We start from the raw sequence: 14,311 nt of genomic DNA, 5'->3' as shown, positions 1-14,311 counted from the left end.
GGCATCGCTGGGCCCGCCTCCCGTCTCGAAGGCCGGCTCGAAGAAGTCGGCCAGGGAGTCCTCGAGGCCGCGCGCGACCTGTCCACCGCAGTGGTCGAGAAACAGGACGACTGACGGGTTCTGCCCGCCATGGCTCTCGAACTTCCCCCACCTGGTCGATAACCCGTACAATTATACGGTATTGTGAACGCCTTAGGCGTCGCGGTTCGTTTGCGCGCACCGGCGAGGGAAGGGGCGAACCGATGGCTGCCGAGAGCGCGGAACACGTCGTGTTGCGCGGCCCGGAGCACCGCACGGTCGGCCGGGTCATGACCATCCTCGAGGCAGTCATCGCCAGCGAACCCGCCGGCCTGCGCCTCGCCGACCTGCCCAGCCTGCTCGACGCGCCGAAGTCCTCGATCCACGGACTGACCAAAGGACTCGTCGCCGCGGGCTACCTGCGCGAAAACCAGGGCCGGTACTTCCAGGGACCGGCAGTGTACGTACTGGCGCTCAACACCAGCCCGATCCCGGCCGCCTATCACCACGCGCTCGAAGTCTTGTCGAAGACCTGGAACGAAACCGCGCTCATGGCCACCTTGGCGGGCGACGCCGTGATCAACGTCGACATCGCCGAAGCGAACCAGGTGATTCGCGCTTCGCCGCCGACGCATGAGCGGCGGCCGATGTGGCCGGGCAGCTCCGGCAAGGTCTTCCTGGCATTCATGGATCCGCGCAGCCGCGATTCCTACCTCAGCCGCAAGCACACGGAGCCCGGCGAACGAGAGCGCATCCTCGCGGAACTGGAAACCATTCGGGAAACAGGCGTCGCGTTCAACCGCGGCGAGTCCGTTCCGGACCTCTACGGCGTCGCCAGCCCGATCACCACCGACGGGCTCGACGTGACACTCGCCGTCGGACTTGCCGGCCCGGCAACGAGAATGGCGGCATCGCTGGACGAAATCGCGGTCAGCGTGCGCGAAACCGCGCAACGGCTTTCGGATTTGGCCGCTGCGCCCTGACCGTCAACTCCCGCTGCGCGCGTCGCTCCAGTCCATACTGTCCTTGCCCTTGTCCTTCAACGAGAAAGTGCACGCTGCCGCCACCACGGAAATGCCTGCGAGCAAGTAGCCGAGAGCCGCGGAGCCCGACGAGGCAAGGACAACCGGGGCCAGGACCGGGGCAAGACCGCCGCCGAGCAAGCCGGTGATCTGGTACGCGACGCCCGAGGCGGTATAGCGGTACCGCGTCGGGAATTGTTCTGGGAGGAACACCGCGACACCGCCGTACGCGAGCCCCGCGATCGCCATCGAACCGCACAATCCCACGATGTACGCCGCGAAGCTCCCGGTATTCAGCAGCGGGAACAGCAGCAGCGCCCACACGACGGCGACGAGATGCGACCCGCCGATCAGGACTCGCCGGGACATGCGGTCCGAGAGCACTGCGCTGAGGCAGGTGAACCCAGCGTAGAAGAACCCCGAAACCATAGTGGCGACAAGGACTTCGTTGCGACTCAGCCCCACGTGGGTCACGCCGTAGTTCGCCACGAAGGATTGCGCGACGTACACCAGCGTCAAGGTCGTCAACGCGACGCCTGCGCTGCGCAGGATCGTGCCCGGCTGCTCTTTGAACGCCTCGAACAACGGGACCGACGCGGCTTTGCCACGGTTGCGATCGGCGACGAAAGCGTCGGTCTCCTCGACTTTGAGCCGGATGTAAAGCGCTACGGCAACCAGGGGAGCGCTCGCCAGGAACGGCACGCGCCATCCCCAGGCGATGAAGGTGTCCGGGTCGACGGCGGAGCTGACGATCAGCAGCGTCAAGGCGGACAATGCGATCGGGATCGAGGCGCCCAGTTGCGGGAACATCGCGTAAAACCCGCGCCTGTTCCTCGGTGCCTGCTCAGTGACCAGCAACGCCGCACCCTGCCACTCGCCGCCGAGCGCAAGCCCTTGAACCGCCCGCAAGAGGATGATCAGAATCGGCGCCGCGACGCCGATCGAAGCCGCCGGCGGAATCAACCCCATGAAGGCCGTGCCCAGCCCGATGCCGAGCACCGTGGCGATCAGCGTGGCGCGTCGGCCGATCCGGTCGCCGAGGTGCCCGAACAGGATCGCGCCGAGCGGCCGGGCCACGAACGCGACCCCCAAGGTCCCGAGCGAGGCCACCGTCGCGGCGGCGCTTCCCAAGGACGGGAAGAAGACCTTCGGGAACACCAGCGCGGCAGCGACGCCGTACAGGCCGAAGTCGTATCCCTCGATGACGGAACCGACCAGGCTCGCGAACGCGAGACGCCGGAACGACCGGCCTCCGTCAGCCGGCGAACCGACCTCCGGTGCGGCACGTTCGGCTATGTCCCTGCCTTCAGAGATCGACATTGATCCTGCCCTTCCTTGGCTGCAGGTCACCTCTGCACAAGAACGAAAGTGCGGCAGTATCGGACGAGCCGTGAACGCCAGCACCAGGAGAACCCGGTGCCCACCACCTTCACTTGTACACGAATGCGAACGTCCGTACGTTATAAAGTACGATCCGACGTGTCAACACACGCCTGCCCGAACCTGAGCGGACCTCGTTCAGAACTCCGGGAGCGGCGAGCACCAAGGCGACAAACGACACTATCGCGCCATATCGGCGCTTCAGGACAGCGCCGTCGGCCACATTCTTGACAGTAGGCGGGCAGGCTCCTTAGCCTATCCACACTACGGAATACACGTACGTTATTACGTACGAAGGAACCTTCCGTCTGCTCAACGCCGACAGAGGAACAGGTGACCGCCCGTGTCTCAGCCTCCCCCGAGCCCGCGCCTTGCGCCGGAAGCCGAACGGGCCATCACGAACAAGGTGTCGCGGCGGATCATCCCGTGCATCCTGGTCGGCTCGCTCGTCGCCTACGTCGACCGGGTCAACATCGGTTACGCGCAGCTCGGCATGGGCGCGGAACTCGGCATCACGGCGGCGTCCTACGGGCTCGCCGCGGCGATCTTCTTCGTCGCTTACTTCATCTTCGAAGTCCCGAGCAACATCCTGCTGGCCCGTTTCGGCTCGCGCCGCTGGTTCGCCCGCATCATGGTCAGCTGGGGCATCGTCACCGTCCTCACCGGCTTCGTGCACAGCACCGAATGGCTCTACGTGGCACGATTCGCGCTCGGCCTCGCGGAAGCCGGGTTCTTCCCCGGCGCCGTCCTCTACATCACGAAGTGGTACCGCGCGCAGGATCGGGCTCGCCCCCTGTCGTACCTGGTGATCGCCCAGCCTGCGGCATACCTCATCGGGGGTGCCACCGCCGGCACCATCCTCGACCACGTGCATTGGCTGGGGCAGTCGCCGTGGCGCTGGATCTTCTTCCTCTCGGGAATCCCCGCGGTAGCAGTCGGGCTGGTAATCCTGAAGTTCTTGCCCGAGCGGCCGGCGGATGCCACCTGGCTCGACGACACGTCCCGCGCGTGGCTCGTCGACGCGGTCGGCGGCGAAGGGGTTTCCGAAGCCCGGCGACACGGTGTTCGCGCTCAACTCGCCGCATTCCGCAACCGCCGTACATTCGTCCTGTGCGCCATCGAGTTCGTCTTTTCGGTCGGATTCTACGGATTCACGCTCTTCGTGCCGCTGATCATCAAGCAGATCAATCCGACATACAGCGCGACGCACATCGGCTTCGAAGCCGCGATCCCTTATCTGTGCGGCATGATCGGCCTGATGACGCTTCCCAGGCTCGGGAGCACACCTGGCCGCTTGCGGTACCTCGGAACAGGGCTGTCCCTCTTCGGAACGATCGGAATCCTCGGCGTCATCCTTCTCCGCGAACAGCCGACGCCGGCGCTGATCAGCCTTTCCCTGGCGGCGCTGGTGAGCTTCCCGTTCATCTCCGTGCTGTGGGCGATCATCACGCATTCGCTGCCCAAGAAGCACGCGACCGTCGCGTTCGCCGCCATCAACTCCGTCGGTGCCTTGGCCGGTTTCGTCGGCCCGTACCTGGTGGGCCAGGGCTCGAGCGGCTCGACCGTCACGTCCGGTCTGCTCACTCCCGCCATCGCCATGTTGCTGTGCACGATCTTCACCGCTGCTTTCAGGATCAAGAACCCGGAGGCTCTTGCGGAGAGCACGTCACAGCCGTCCCGTACTGTCTCCACCTGACGCGAAGGCCCCGGCGAACACGGATCAGCGGATCTCGGTCACCAACTCGGACATCGGCAGCCGTCCGACGGGAATCGCCGATCTGCCGCCGGGTGTCGGCGCGGGGTGCCCGAGGGAAATCGCGGTCCGCACGTGCCAGGGTGGCGCGAGTCGGCACAGTTCGGTGGCATGGTCGACGTTCGCGGCCGGGAAGAACGATACTGGGCAGCTGCCCAGCCTCAGGGAATGGGCTGCGAGCATCATGTTCTGCGCGGCGCGTCCCGCGTCGAACTGGGCATCTTCCCCGCCCGCGGCCTCGTCGACGCCTATCGCGATCACCACCGGCGCAGAAGCGAGATGCGCGGCATAAGCCCCGAGGCGCGAAAGGCTGGCTCGCACGTCGTGGTTGCGGACCACGACGAACCGCCACGGCTGCCGGTTGCGCGCGGAACCAGCCCAGCGACCTGCCTCCAGCACCTGATGCAACTGCTCGTCCCTCACCGGTTCTTCGGTGAACCATCGCGTAGCTCGCAACGACGACAGGTGCGAGACGCCGGTATCGGCCACCTCCATCAGCAGCTCCCTGTTTCATCCGCCCGAGGCGAACATCAGCTCGTGGCTCCCGGACTGTCGTCAAATTCGCAGAGGTGAGATTACCGCCGTCCGCGCAAAGCAGTGGGCTGACCGGTATACCGGTCAGCCCACTGCTTCATTCCCGACGATGCTTACGTTGCCGTGCTTGCGTCCGTCTCGCGCGGGTCGCGGACGACGACCTTGCTGATCCGCGGAAGCGTCTCCGACAGCTGCTGTTCCAGGATCGACTGGATCATGCTCGCGGGCAGGACACAATCTGCGCAGTTCGCGCCCTCGAGCTCGATCGCGAAGACGGCTGATGTCTCGTCCGCTTCCACGACGGAGAGGTCCGCGCCATCGAGCTGCAGCATCGAGCGCAGGTTGGCGACGGCCTCCTCGACAGTTTCGATCACGTTCGGCCTCCCGGTCGGTTTCTGTTCAGCCATCCCGTCAACGGCGGATCTTCTTCGAAACGAACTTGCCTCCGAAGCCGCCCCATCCCGGCTGGAACGCCGAGAAGAACTGCGTGTCACCGCCCGTGACCAGCAGCTGAATGTCATCGATCGACGCGAAGAGAGGAAGACGGGTGTCATCCGCCGCGGTCTCCACGTCGATGCGCAGGTGCTGCACGCTGTTTTCGCCGTAGTACAGCTGATCGATGCCAGTGAACGGCCCCTGCATGACACCGGCGTCTTTCAACCCGCGCGGCGTCAGATAAGCGTGTTCGAGGAGGTAGCGCCGGATGTCGTCGCGGGTGTATCCGGCTTCCGCGAGGGTGCGCGCCGGCTTCATCGACAGGGTGAAGAGAGCCTGGCCGCCGGCGATGAACATCTGGACGGTCGCAGTAGTGAACCCGTTGCAGAGCAACGCCAGGATGCGTTCCGCTCGTCCGTTGGTCACTGCCGGATACGGCCCAGGACAGCTGAAGACCGTCACAAGGCTGTCGTCCGGGCTGAACCCGCGGTCGATGTTGATCGTGCCCAGCGGATTGTCCCGGCGCTCGGCCACGCAGGCCGCGTACTTGTGCCCGCCACCGATCGGATCCATGTCGTTGACGCGAGGGTCCGTGCCGCCGATGTTGCGCACGATCAGCCGCACCGCCCGCCCGATGGCGCCGTTCGCGTGTCCGGAGCCTCCGTGCACGCTGTTGGCAGTGTTGAAGTCCAACTCGTCGACGATCGGGCCGCTGACAATCACCTGCGGCGCGCCCGGGTGAGTCGTGCAGAGGGTTCCGTGCAGGTTGTACTCGGGCTCCAGGAGCGCCTCGAGCGCCGCCAGCACGACCGGCGCGTACTCCGGCTTGCAGCCCGCCATCGCGCATTGGACGGCGATCTGCTCCACCGACGCGATCCCGTAGGTCGGAGGGATCAGCGCCACGACGTCCTGCGGGTCGCGCCCGAGGTAGTCGATGATCTCCTGAACGGCGCGGTCGGCTGGAATCGCGACGGGCAACCCGTCGCTCCAGCCATTCGCCTCGACCAACCGGTTCCATTCTTCTGGCTCGGCCAGTTCGCCGACCGCCGAGGGAGCGACCTCCTTGCCGGCGTCGGGCAGGTTCCCGGCCGGCAGGTCCTGACCGGTGAGCGCGGTTTCGACCAGCTCCCAGTTCTTGTCGACGTCCGACGTGCTGTACTGCTGAACACTGCCTTCCGCCGGCGCGGACTCGATGTAGAGATACAGGTCGGGCATGCCGAGGTTTTTGGCGTGGAACCGCGCCGACGACTCGAACCGGTCGCCGACAATTGTCACCGTCGGCTTTCCGAGTGCTTCGAGATTGATCGCGTCCAGCATCGAAGCCGCAGTGCAGGAGCCACAGAGGCCTTCGCCGTTCACGACCACGTCGACCTGGTCGGCGAAGGACCGAAGAAGGGCGTCCGGAACCGCCTTGGAGATACTCGGTTTCTTCTGCCACACCACCTCGGTCACGCCGAACTCGTTCCGGAGCCGCTCCGCGATGAGCGACATGGCCGGGAACATCGCAGTGCCGTCCGCGCTGCCCCACCCGTCCAGGAACCCGACCCGCAGGCCGCTCAAGCTCGCCGGCCTCAGCGCATAACCGCTGCCGAGGCCCTGCTTGACGACGTTGGGAGTTCGAATCTTCACTGAACCGTCCTTTCCCAGTTCTCAACTCGCAGGAACCCTGCATTCACCGCATCCGGGCAGTGCTCAGCGCGCCCGGCTCCGACAGCCGGCGAGCGACGTTCTGCACCGAATCAGCCATCTCGCTCAACCGTTCGCGCATTCGAAAAGCAGGTCCGGTCAGGCCGACCGCCAGCGCCGCATCGCCGCTAGCTGACAAAACCGGACTGGCGATGCCATAGACGTCCGCGAGCGATTCTCCGCAGTTGATCGCGACCCTTCTTTCCCGAATCACTTCGGCCTCGTCGAGAATGCGCCTGCACTCCGACGCGGCCTGGTGCCGACGGCGCAGGTAGGAGTTGCGACGAGCCGAACTCATGAAGGCGACGAAAACTTTTCCGTAGCTGGCCGGCCACATGGGATTGCGCCGATCGAGCGGCAGAGAGACCCGCACGACTTCCTTCGGTTCAACGACGCTGACGTGCACGAAGAAGTCACCTTTGACGGCTGCGAGAACCGCAGTCTCGCGCCAGGCTTCCGACAGCTCCTGCAACGCACGAACGTACTCCAGCGGGAATCGGTTTTTCGCCCTGGAGAACAACGTCATGGCCGGACCCAGGTGGTATTTCCCGTCTCGCATCTCGAGGTATCCGCAAAACGTCAAGCCGCGCAAGAAACCGAGGGCCGAGGACTTCGCCAGGTCCAACTCCGTCGCCAGATCAATGAACCGCATTCCGGACGGCTCGCTGTCTGCTACCAGTTCGAGCATGCGCATTAAGCGCGTGACCGTGCGATGTTCGGGCGAAGAACCGCAGATATCGGCATCTTCCGGCACTAGCAACCCACCCGGCCTGCTCCCCTTCGACACGTGCACTCGCCCACTTCCTCGTCATCGAGGACGGATGAGTCGCCATCTTCAACTCATCCATATTTACGTACGCATGTACGTAAGCTTGTACAGATTATGAGCAGTCTCGGAGCATGTCAAGCCGCTGACCTCGGGAAACGAGACGGACAAGACCGATTGGATGCGACGTCGCCAGGCATTCGCCTGGTCATGCTGAACGCCAAGTTCGCATAACTGAACGGCATCCGGCATGGCGAACCCCGAAGAGCGCTTTCGCGGGGTACCGAGCGATCTGAGAACACCCCGTCAAGCGACTGTAGCCGGGGCGTGTTTCGATGAATCCGCGCGCAACCGGTCACGATGCGCCGCTCACCGCTCGGCCGGAAGTGCCCTCCGTCGGCGGCGCTGCCGCAGCGGCCTCGAGACGACCCGCAGTCCTCCACCGCCGGAGCACCCGCCGCCACCTGCTGCTCGTAATGCAGCCACATCCGCTGCTCAGCTGTCAACTCGCCCTCTGGCAACGTCGTTTCCAGCACTGGCACCCCATCCGCCCGATGCCTGGCTCAGCACCCGCCGAAGAGACAGCCGGCACCGGCCGTGCCTCCGCAGCGCCCGGTTGGGCAACTCCACAACAAGCAGAAAGCAAGCCGTCTCGTCGTGCGACAGCGCCGAGTCGATCGGTTCCCACGCATGCGCCAGGACGTCCCACAGCAAGAAGATATGGATGGCTTCGGGGCCTTGTACGAGCCGTGCTCGACGCAGACGAGCGAGGTCTAACCGAGTGGGAGCAAGAGCTCAAAAGCGCACTGGCCGATTCCGACGACCCGATCAAGACGCTTGCCAGCAACTCTGAGGTCACCGTCAGGTTCCGAGACGCGAACGGGCTGGGGTGGCACCGGCACCCCAACGGTCAGCTGGAACAATTCCTCTAGCTCTCGCCGCCGGACAACTCCGCCTCCCGCGCCTCCATCACCATCCGGACAACGTTGTCGTTCAGTGGTTCCTCAGCGTCGAGCTGCACCCGCGTTGCGTAGGCAGATGCCTCTTGTCACCAATGCCCGCCAGCTACATCCAATATCAGCACCGACAGCGCAGCTTACGAGTTGTCTTCCAACGAGATCGCGGCCCCTGGGCAGACAGTGGCGGCTTCGCGGACGGTCGCGTGCAGTTCCTCGCCGGGATGCTCGTCGAGCAGGAGCACGATGCCGTCGTCCTCGCGCTGGTCGAACACGTCCGGCGCGAGCAGCACACACGTGCCCGCGCCGCAGCACCTTTCCTCGTCCACAGTGACTTTCATCGGCGTTCGTTCCTTTTCTTCGGCGAAGCGGTGACCGGTGCCTGCCACAGCCCGATCAGGGCGTCGATCAGGCCGGTGGCGGCTTCGTTCCAGCCGGAGCGCGGGGTGGGGGCGTTCTCGGCGAGCGCGCGTTCGCGTTCGGCGGTCAGGTGGACCAGCAGGGTGCGGGTCATGTCGCTGCGTTCGGCGGCCGCTTCGGCGGGGAGGTCGGGCAACCGCTGCTGCAGGCCCTCCACGATCCGGGCCAGCGACGGCGAGGACAGGGACTCGTCGATGACGATCGGCCGGAGCGTCGGATCCGCCATGGCCTGTTCGGCGAACCGGGCGTACCAGGTCGGGCTGCCCAGCGCGGCCAGATGCTCGGCCAGCGGACGCACGAGACAGTCCAGCCAGTCCCGCAACTCCGCGCTCTCGCCGATCTCGGCCAACCTCCGCTGCCGACGCTCTTCGATCGCGGCCGAGTGTTTGCGGGCGATCGCGCGGACCAGGTCGGCTTTGGTGCCGAAGTGGTAGCCGACGGCGGTGTTGTTGCCCTGTCCCGCGGCTTCGCTGACCTGACGGTTGGACACGGCGAGAATCCCGTGCTCGGCGAAAAGCCGCTCCGCCGCGGTCAGGATCAACTCCCGCGTCGCGTGCGCCCGCTCCGCGCGCAACGGCTTGTCGAGATCGTTCATGGGGATCACCATCGCACGGGCAGTTCCCGCAGCCCGCCCACGGCAAGCCCTTCGATCCGCCGCAATTCGGCCGCCGGAACGGCGAGTTCCAGCGACGGCAGCATCCGCAGCAGCACTTCGAGCGCGACCTGGAGTTCGGTGCGGGCCAACGGCTGGCCCAGACAGGCGTGCGCGCCGGCGCCGAACGCCAAGTGCGGGTTCGGGCTGCGCCGCAGGTCCATGTCCGACGCGGCCGCGAAGGCGGTGTCGTCGCGGTTGGCCGCGGCCATGCTGCACATCGCGGTCGTGCCGCCGGGCAGCACTGTTCCGGCGACCTCGAAATCCTCGGTGAGATAGCGGGACATGCCCACGCCCGCGTTGGCGTCCAGCCGCAGCGTTTCCTCCACCGCGGTGCGCACCAGCGACGGGTCGGCGAGCAGTTCCTCCCAGCGGGTGCGGTCGGCCAGCAGCATCGCGACCATCTTCGCGATCATGTTCGCCGTCGTCTCGTGCCCCGCGATCAGCAGCCCGATCCCGGTTGCGGTCAGCAGCGCGTCGGACCAGTGCTCGCCGTCCGCATCGGTGTCCGTGATCAGCGCGCTGAGCAGATCCTCTCCCGGCTCCGCGCGTTTCTCGGCGATGTGGGCACCCATGTACCGCCCGAAATCCGCCTGCGCGGCGTCGAATTCCTCTTGCGTGTAGCGAGTCATGCTGAGCATGACGTCCGACCAGTGCGCGAACCGGTCGCGATCGGCGTCCGGGACGCCGAGCATGTCGCAGATGACCCACACCGGCAGCGGAAACGCCAGCCCCGCCTTGAGATCCGCCGGACCGCCCTTCGCGACCATCTCCCCGACAAGCTGCTCCGCCATCGCCGCGATCCCCGGCCGCAGCGCGTTCATCCGCTTCGCGGTGAACCACTTCCCGATCATCCGCCGCCAGTTCAGATGCGCCGCGCCGTGCTGCGGGATCACCGTCGCCATCTCGCTGTTGAACACCCCGCCGCTCTCCGTGTCCGCGACCCGCGCCGCGTCGTCGGCCGGGGTCGGACGCGTGAACCGGCGATCCGAGAGCACGGTTTTCACATCGGCGTAGCGGGTGATCAACGCCGCCTCGTCCCCGCTCGCCAACGCGACCCGCGCGACCGGACACCCCGCCCGCAGCTCGGCCCACTCCGCAGGCGGCGCCAACGCCCCCGGCTGCTCGAACGGAAACCGCGGCACCTGCTCCACGTCGCTTTCGGGCATCCCAACCTCCTGCTCGCAACCGGCAACCCCGGCGATCATGGCCAACCCGCGAGATTAAGTCAATCGCCTGACTTAATGGCGAGGTCTTCGGCGGCCCGCGCACCGATGACCTACACCGGTTCCGTCATCCGACGGGCGCACGCGCCGGGGGCCGCTCCGTACGGTCGAAGCACAGATTCGACCCGGTTCAGGAGTGTTCCCGATGATCAGCAGGAGAATGTTTTCGCAGGCAGTCGCCGCGGGGGTGGCGACGGCCTCGCTTGCCGCGTGTTCAGCGCGGACCGCGGCGGCGCCGGCGGTTCCCGCTGGCGGGCACACATCGTTCGGCCCGCTCAAGCAGGTGCGGGCCGGCGTGCTGAACATCGGGTACGCCGAAGCCGGTCCGGCGGACGGGCCGGTGGTCATCCTGCTCCACGGCTGGCCCTACGACATCCACAGCTACGTGGACGTGGCGCCCGCCCTCGCCAAGGACGGCTATCGCGTGATCGTGCCTTACCTGCGCGGCTACGGGACTACGGCGTTTCTCTCCGGCGGCACCGTCCGCAATGGACAGCAGTCGGCCGTGGCCTCGGACATCATCGCGTTGATGGATGCGCTGAAGATCCCGAGAGCGGTGTTCGGCGGGTTCGACTGGGGTTCGCGCACCGTCGCCGTGCTCGCCGCGCTGTGGCCGGAGCGGGTGAAGGCACAGGTGCTCGTGAGCGGGTACCTCATCACGAATGTCAAAGCACAGCAGCAGCCGCTGCCGCCCGCGGCCGAACTCGGCTGGTGGTACCAGTACTACTTCGCCACCGAGCGCGGCGTGCTCGGGTACACGCGCAACCGCGACGAGTTCAACCGGCTGATCTGGAAAACCGTCTCGCCGGCCTGGCACTTCGACGACGCCGCCTATCAGCGCACGGCCCAGTCCTTCGCGAACCCCGACCACGTGGCGATCGTCGTGCACAACTACCGCTGGCGGCTCGGGCTGGCCGACGGCGAACCGCAGTACGGCAAGCTGGAGGAGAAGCTCTTCGCCGGCCCGGTGCTGACCCCGCCGACGATCACGCTGGCCAGCGATTTCGACGGCGCGGCGGCGAACGGCGCGGCGTACCGGGCGAAGTTCTCCGGCAGGTACGACCACCGGGTGCTCAACGGCATCGGCCACAACGTGCCGCAGGAGGCGCCCGCCGAGTTCGCGCAGGCGATCCGGGACGTCGACCGGTTCTGAAGCGTCCGCGCAGCCGCCCCGGACAGGCGAGGGCTCGCCTGTCCGGGGGCTGTGCGGGGTTCAGCCGGGAATCACGTCGAGGGTGTCCGGGTGCGGGCCGGTCCGCCCCGCTTCCCCGCGGTCCAGCGCGTCCAGTCGCGCGCGCTCGGCCGGGGACAGCGTGAACTCCGTCGCGGCCAGGTTTTCCGCCAGCCGGGCGCGGTTCGCCGATTTCGGGAACACCACGTCGCCGCGGTCCAGATGCCAGCGAAGCACCACCTGCGACGGCGTCCGGCCGCGCTCGCGGGCGATCGAGGCGACCGCGGGATCGGTCAGCACGGCGCCGCGCGCGAGCGGCGACCAGCCCTCCACGAGCGCCCCGTGCCGGCGGGTCGCCGCGCGCACGGTCTCGTTGGCGAAATAGGGATGGACCTCGATCTGGTTCACCACCGGCGCGACCGCGGTTTCCGCGACGATCCGGTCGAGGTGCGCGGGCTGGAAGTTCGACACCCCGATCGAGGTCGTCAGCCCCTCCTCGCGCAGTTCGATCAGCGCCTGCCAGGTCGAGACGTAATCCCCGCCGCAGAGGGTCGGCAGCGGCCAGTGGACGAGGAACAGGTCCACCCGGTCGAGGCCGAGTTTCTCCAGCGACTCCGCCAGGGACGCCTTCGCTTTGGCCGGTTCGTGAAAGCCGTTGTGCAGTTTCGTCGTCACGTACAGCTCGTCCCGCGCGAGGCCGGAGCGGGCCAGCGCCCGGCCCACCCCGGCTTCGTTGTGATAGAGCTGCGCGGTGTCGACGTGCCGGTAGCCCAGTTCCAGCGCGGCGCCGACGACCTGCGCGGTTTCGCCGTCCGGGACGAACAGCACGCCGAGGCCGAGCTGCGGGATGTCCGTCCCGTCGGACAGTTTCATCGCGCGGCGAGCAGCAGTTTGCCCGACGTGCGCCGCGATTCGATGTCGCGGTGCGCCTGTTCCGCGTCCCGCAACGGGTAGCGGCGGCTCACGTCGACGCGCAGCTGCCCCTCGCGGATCTTCCCGAACAGGTCGGCGGTGTGCCGCAGCAGCAACTCCCGCGTCGCGATGTGATCGGCGTACACCGCGTAGGTGAGCTTGACGCTCTTGGGCAGATCGAGCATCCGCACGGTCGGGATGTCGCCGTTGAGCGGCCCGAAGTAGACCAGCGTCCCCGACCGGCGCAGCACCTCCAGCGAGGACTGGAACGTCGCCGAACCGCCGCCGTCGAAGACCGCGTGCACGCCTTCGCCGCCGGTCAGGTCCAGGACGCGCTCGACGAAGTCGCCGCCGGAGGACACCAGCACGTCGTCCGCGCCGGCCTCCTTCGCCGCGGCGGTTTTCTCCTCCCGCGACACCAGGCCGATCACCCGCGCCCCGCGCAGTTTCAGCAGCTGCGTCACGGTGCGCCCGACCCCGCCCGCGGCCGAGTGCACCAGCGCGATCTCGCCCGCCGCCAGCGGCGCGGACTCGGTGACGAAGTGGTGCGCGGTGAGGCCTTGCATCATCGTCGCGGCCGCGACCTCGCTCGGGATGTCGTCCGGCACCGGCACCGCCCGCGCCGCGGGAACCGCCACCCGCTCGGCGTAGCTGCCGTAGACGCCGACCCAGGCCACCCGGTCGCCGGCCGCGAAATCCGTCACCCCCTCGCCCAGTGCGGAAATCCGGCCCGCCCCTTCGACCCCGGGAATCAGCGGGGGCTGCCCGGCGAGGCCGAACCCCGCCCGGGACCCGGTGTCCATGAAATTGACCCCGGCGAACTCGACGTCCACCAGCACTTCCCCGGCGGCCGGTTCCGGATCGGGCCACTCGCGGTACCGCAATACTTCCGGCCCGCCGTATTCTTCCACTGCTACTGCGTGCATTTCCTCGTCCCTCGTGAGTTTTCGGTCAGGCCTGGAGCAGGGTCGCGGCGTAGGCCGGGTCCGGGTAGTCCCGCCACGCAGCGATCTTGCCGCCGGACAGTTCGCAGCCAGCCATGGTGCGAATCGGCGCGAGCTTCCCGCCGGGCGGCGCCAGCCCGTGGACCTGCTCCGCGATCACCGCGACGACCGCGTCCCGCCCGCGCACCGGCTCGTCACCGCAAGCGGCGAAAACGACGTCCTCGGCGAGGAACGGCGCGAGCGCCCCGGCGTCTTTCTTCGAAAGAGTCTCGGCGAATTCCCGGCCCAGCTTGTCATTGCCGGCCGGACCCATGGCGAACTTCTCCTGTCTCGGCAAGAGTTCCTGGCATCCGCCCGTTTCGGACGGCACCTCAGCGAGGATAGAAATCCAATTTTGGACCTGCAAGTCCAGAACGACGGCGGAAGCCGTCGGGTA

Annotated in this window: 14 protein-coding genes; 3 read left to right on the top strand and 11 right to left on the bottom strand. The window is 67.0% G+C overall.

Annotation, left to right across the window (positions count from 1 at the left end):
- The first annotated feature begins 242 nt into the window (after positions 1 to 242).
- Positions 243 to 1,001, top strand: a complete 759-nt coding sequence (locus tag A4R44_RS50900; RefSeq protein ID WP_067587525.1) for an IclR family transcriptional regulator — start codon at positions 243 to 245, stop codon at positions 999 to 1,001.
- 3 nt (positions 1,002 to 1,004) lie between these two features.
- Here A4R44_RS50900 and A4R44_RS28795 read toward each other — a convergent pair whose 3' ends face one another.
- On the bottom strand, positions 1,005 to 2,360 hold the full coding sequence (locus tag A4R44_RS28795; protein WP_095213663.1) for an MFS transporter: 1,356 nt from the start codon (positions 2,358 to 2,360) through the stop codon (positions 1,005 to 1,007).
- Between the two features lie 403 nt (positions 2,361 to 2,763).
- On the opposite strand from A4R44_RS28795, the gene A4R44_RS28790 reads away from it, so the two are divergent.
- Complete coding sequence (locus A4R44_RS28790; protein ID WP_095213662.1) at positions 2,764 to 4,116, top strand: MFS transporter; 1,353 nt, start codon at positions 2,764 to 2,766, stop codon at positions 4,114 to 4,116.
- Positions 4,117 to 4,140: 24 nt separating this feature from the next.
- Here the strand turns inward: A4R44_RS28790 and A4R44_RS28785 are convergent, their stop codons facing one another.
- The 7 genes from A4R44_RS28785 to A4R44_RS28750 all read right to left on the bottom strand — a co-directional run bounded on the left by A4R44_RS28785 (position 4,141) and on the right by A4R44_RS28750 (position 10,791).
- Positions 4,141 to 4,668 (bottom strand): nitroreductase family protein, encoded by a 528-nt coding sequence (locus A4R44_RS28785; RefSeq protein WP_067587522.1) that lies wholly within the window; start codon positions 4,666 to 4,668, stop codon positions 4,141 to 4,143.
- Positions 4,669 to 4,820: 152 nt separating this feature from the next.
- Positions 4,821 to 5,081 (bottom strand): NifU family protein, encoded by a 261-nt coding sequence (locus A4R44_RS48345; protein ID WP_157905019.1) that lies wholly within the window; start codon positions 5,079 to 5,081, stop codon positions 4,821 to 4,823.
- Between the two features lie 37 nt (positions 5,082 to 5,118).
- Complete coding sequence (locus tag A4R44_RS48340) at positions 5,119 to 6,771, bottom strand: hypothetical protein (RefSeq protein ID WP_067587516.1); 1,653 nt, start codon at positions 6,769 to 6,771, stop codon at positions 5,119 to 5,121.
- 43 nt (positions 6,772 to 6,814) lie between these two features.
- Positions 6,815 to 7,582, bottom strand: coding sequence for an IclR family transcriptional regulator (locus tag A4R44_RS28770; protein ID WP_157905018.1), 768 nt, complete (start codon positions 7,580 to 7,582; stop codon positions 6,815 to 6,817).
- A gap of 1,108 nt (positions 7,583 to 8,690) precedes the next feature.
- Entirely contained in the window at positions 8,691 to 8,891 is a 201-nt protein-coding gene (locus A4R44_RS28760) for a ferredoxin (protein ID WP_067587505.1), read from the bottom strand.
- Positions 8,888 to 9,565, bottom strand: coding sequence for a TetR/AcrR family transcriptional regulator (locus A4R44_RS28755; RefSeq protein ID WP_095213689.1), 678 nt, complete (start codon positions 9,563 to 9,565; stop codon positions 8,888 to 8,890). The genes A4R44_RS28760 and A4R44_RS28755 overlap by 4 nt, the downstream gene beginning before the upstream one ends.
- A 5-nt stretch (positions 9,566 to 9,570) precedes the next feature.
- Entirely contained in the window at positions 9,571 to 10,791 is a 1,221-nt protein-coding gene (locus A4R44_RS28750; RefSeq protein ID WP_067587499.1) for a cytochrome P450, read from the bottom strand.
- Positions 10,792 to 10,993: 202 nt separating this feature from the next.
- Between A4R44_RS28750 and A4R44_RS28745 the strand changes: the two genes are divergently transcribed.
- Positions 10,994 to 12,001, top strand: coding sequence for an alpha/beta hydrolase (locus A4R44_RS28745; protein ID WP_067587496.1), 1,008 nt, complete (start codon positions 10,994 to 10,996; stop codon positions 11,999 to 12,001).
- Positions 12,002 to 12,061: 60 nt separating this feature from the next.
- Here A4R44_RS28745 and A4R44_RS28740 read toward each other — a convergent pair whose 3' ends face one another.
- The 3 genes from A4R44_RS28740 to A4R44_RS28730 are packed head-to-tail and all read right to left on the bottom strand — an operon-like array spanning position 12,062 to position 14,245.
- Positions 12,062 to 12,892 carry an aldo/keto reductase gene (locus A4R44_RS28740; RefSeq protein ID WP_067587494.1) on the bottom strand — a complete coding sequence of 277 codons (831 nt, stop codon included), beginning with the start codon at positions 12,890 to 12,892 and terminating at the stop codon, positions 12,062 to 12,064.
- Positions 12,889 to 13,857, bottom strand: coding sequence for a quinone oxidoreductase (locus A4R44_RS28735; protein WP_067587491.1), 969 nt, complete (start codon positions 13,855 to 13,857; stop codon positions 12,889 to 12,891). Before A4R44_RS28735 ends, A4R44_RS28740 begins: the two co-directional genes overlap by 4 nt.
- 25 nt (positions 13,858 to 13,882) lie before the next feature.
- Positions 13,883 to 14,245: a nuclear transport factor 2 family protein gene (locus A4R44_RS28730; RefSeq protein ID WP_232791822.1), complete on the bottom strand. Its 363-nt coding sequence runs from the start codon at positions 14,243 to 14,245 to the stop codon at positions 13,883 to 13,885.
- Between the last annotated feature and the right edge of the window lie 66 nt (positions 14,246 to 14,311).

Origin of the sequence: Amycolatopsis sp. M39, from assembly GCF_001651785.1 — a bacterium.
GTDB classification, from domain to species: domain Bacteria; phylum Actinomycetota; class Actinomycetes; order Mycobacteriales; family Pseudonocardiaceae; genus Amycolatopsis; species Amycolatopsis rubida.
Note: the sequence above shows the minus strand (reverse complement) of the source record. Positions and strands in the feature narration are given on the sequence as shown.

Coding starts and splice junctions, on each gene's coding strand:
- A4R44_RS50900 (WP_067587525.1), top strand. CDS start 243: ATGGCTGCCGAGAGCGCGGAACACGTCGTGTTGCGCGGCCCGGAGCAC.
- A4R44_RS28795 (WP_095213663.1), bottom strand. CDS start 2,360: ATGTCGATCTCTGAAGGCAGGGACATAGCCGAACGTGCCGCACCGGAG.
- A4R44_RS28785 (WP_067587522.1), bottom strand. CDS start 4,668: ATGGAGGTGGCCGATACCGGCGTCTCGCACCTGTCGTCGTTGCGAGCT.
- A4R44_RS28760 (WP_067587505.1), bottom strand. CDS start 8,891: ATGAAAGTCACTGTGGACGAGGAAAGGTGCTGCGGCGCGGGCACGTGT.
- A4R44_RS28755 (WP_095213689.1), bottom strand. CDS start 9,565: ATGAACGATCTCGACAAGCCGTTGCGCGCGGAGCGGGCGCACGCGACG.
- A4R44_RS28750 (WP_067587499.1), bottom strand. CDS start 10,791: ATGCCCGAAAGCGACGTGGAGCAGGTGCCGCGGTTTCCGTTCGAGCAG.
- A4R44_RS28745 (WP_067587496.1), top strand. CDS start 10,994: ATGATCAGCAGGAGAATGTTTTCGCAGGCAGTCGCCGCGGGGGTGGCG.
- A4R44_RS28740 (WP_067587494.1), bottom strand. CDS start 12,892: ATGAAACTGTCCGACGGGACGGACATCCCGCAGCTCGGCCTCGGCGTG.
- A4R44_RS28735 (WP_067587491.1), bottom strand. CDS start 13,857: ATGCACGCAGTAGCAGTGGAAGAATACGGCGGGCCGGAAGTATTGCGG.